Below are 2,500 nucleotides of genomic sequence, written 5' to 3'. Positions count from 1 at the left end.
TAGCGAAAGCGAGTCTGAATAGGGCGCTTTAGTTAGTAGTGGTAGACGCGAAACCGTGTGATCTACCCATGGGCAGGGTGAAGCTGTGGTAACACACAGTGGAGGCCCGAACCGGTTGACGTTGAAAAGTCTTCGGATGACCTGTGGGTAGGGGTGAAAGGCCAATCAAACTCGGAAATAGCTCGTACTCCCCGAAATGCATTTAGGTGCAGCGTTGATTTAGTTTTATAGAGGTAGAGCTACTGATTGGATGCGGGGGCTTCACCGCCTACCAATTCCTGACAAACTCCGAATGCTATAAAATGATGATCAGCAGTGAGGGCATGGGTGCTAAGGTCCATGTCCGAGAGGGAAAGAACCCAGACCATCAGCTAAGGTCCCCAAATGTATGTTAAGTTGAATAAACGAGGTTGGATTGCACAGACAGCTAGGATGTTGGCTTGGAAGCAGCCATTCATTTAAAGAGTGCGTAACAGCTCACTAGTCGAGCGATCCGGCATGGATAATAATCGGGCATAAACATACTACCGAAGCTATGGACTTGAAAAAGTGGTAGGGGAGCATTGTAGTGTCGTCGAAGGTTGACTGCGAGGTCTACTGGAGAAGCTACAAAAGAAAATGTAGGCATAAGTAACGATAATGCGGGCGAGAAACCCGCACACCGAAAGACTAAGGTTTCCTCAGCTATGCTAATCAGCTGAGGGTTAGTCGGGACCTAACGCGAACCCGAAAGGGGTAGTGGATGGTAAACGGGTTAATATTCCCGTACCCGCTCACGCTAAAAGTGACGGAGGCGTATATTTGGTGCGTGCTGACGGAATAGCACGTTGAAGCCAGTGGTAACACGGCGATAGTACACTAAGGCTACGGCTGCGGTGATAATCCAGAGAAGCGACTTCCAAGAAAAGCGAGTGAAGCGGCCCGTACCCTAAACCGACACAGGTAGTTGGGATGAGAATTCTAAGGTGCTCGAGAGATTCATGGCTAAGGAACTAGGCAAAATCGACGCGTAACTTCGGGAGAAGCGTCGCCCACAGCAATGTGGGCCGCAGTGAAAAGGTCCAGGCGACTGTTTATCAAAAACACAGGGCTCTGCTAAATCGAAAGATGACGTATAGGGCCTGACACCTGCCCGGTGCTGGAAGGTTAAGTGGAGATGTTAGCTTCGGCGAAGCATTCAAATGAAGCCCCAGTAAACGGCGGCCGTAACTATAACGGTCCTAAGGTAGCGAAATTCCTTGTCGGGTAAGTTCCGACCTGCACGAATGGTGTAACGATCTGGACACTGTCTCAGCCATGAGCTCGGTGAAATTGTAGTATCGGTGAAGATGCCGATTACCCGCAGTGGGACGAAAAGACCCCGTGAACCTTTACTATAGCTTAGTATTGGCTTTGGACAAGTAATGTGTAGGATAGGTGGGAGACTTCGACCGTGCGTCGCCAGGCGTGCGTGAGTCATTGTTGAAATACCACCCTTTGCTTGTCTAGAGTCTAACCCCGCACAACGGGGGACAGTGCTTGGTGGGTAGTTTGACTGGGGTGGTCGCCTCCAAAAGAGTAACGGAGGCTTCTAAAGGTTCCCTCAGCACGCTTGGTAACCGTGCGTAGAGTGCAATGGCATAAGGGAGCTTGACTGAGAGACATACAGGTCGATCAGGTACGAAAGTAGAGCATAGTGATCCGGTGGTTCCGTATGGAAGGGCCATCGCTCAAAGGATAAAAGGTACTCCGGGGATAACAGGCTGATCTCCCCCAAGAGCTCACATCGACGGGGGGGTTTGGCACCTCGATGTCGGCTCGTCACATCCTGGGGCTGGAGAAGGTCCCAAGGGTTGGGCTGTTCGCCCATTAAAGTGGCACGCGAGCTGGGTTCAGAACGTCGTGAGACAGTTCGGTCTCTATCTACTGTGGGCGTTAGAAATTTGAGTGGATCTGACTCTAGTACGAGAGGACCGAGTTGGACGAACCTCTGGTGTACCGGTTGTTCCGCCAGGAGCATTGCCGGGTAGCTACGTTCGGAAGGGATAAGCGCTGAAAGCATATAAGCGCGAAACCCACCACAAGATGAGATTTCTTTAAAGGGTCGTGGAAGATGACCACGTTGATAGGCTACAGGTGTAAAGGCAGTAATGTCATAGCCGAGTAGTACTAATAACCCATAGGCTTATTGTACGCCTGTTTTTTTATAAGTTACAACACAATCAAAATCATGTTATCATTTTCAATATGTTAAGATATTACTCACGCCAAGGCGTGAGAGTTGACAGGCAACAGTCACAGCAAACAGTAAGACTTACTGGATACTGCACACTGAAAACTGCCAATTTAAACCTTAAGGTGGTTATAGCGACGGGGCTCACCTCTTACCTTTCCGAACAGAGAAGTTAAGCCCGTTAGCGCCGATGGTACTGCTTACTGTGGAAGAGTAGGTCGCCGCCTTTTTTGTACTGATGATACTATCAGTATTGTAAAGACCCAATCAAACGATTGGGTCTTTTTT

The 2,500-nt window shown here is 49.4% G+C and carries 2 rRNA genes (1 of these 2 cut by a window edge); both read left to right on the top strand.

From position 1 onward, the window contains the following. A 23S ribosomal RNA gene (locus ACFEMA_RS14610) occupies window positions 1-2,172 on the top strand; it begins 655 nt to the left of the window's first position. Window positions 2,173-2,333: 161 nt separating this feature from the next. Continuing rightward, window positions 2,334-2,442: ribosomal RNA gene (gene rrf, locus ACFEMA_RS14605) — 5S ribosomal RNA — on the top strand. Window positions 2,443-2,500: the final 58 nt, after the last annotated feature.

The sequence above is a fragment of the Winogradskyella sp. A3E31 genome, assembly GCF_046720935.1.
Lineage (GTDB): Bacteria > Bacteroidota > Bacteroidia > Flavobacteriales > Flavobacteriaceae > Winogradskyella.
Note: the sequence above shows the minus strand (reverse complement) of the source record. Positions and strands in the feature narration are given on the sequence as shown.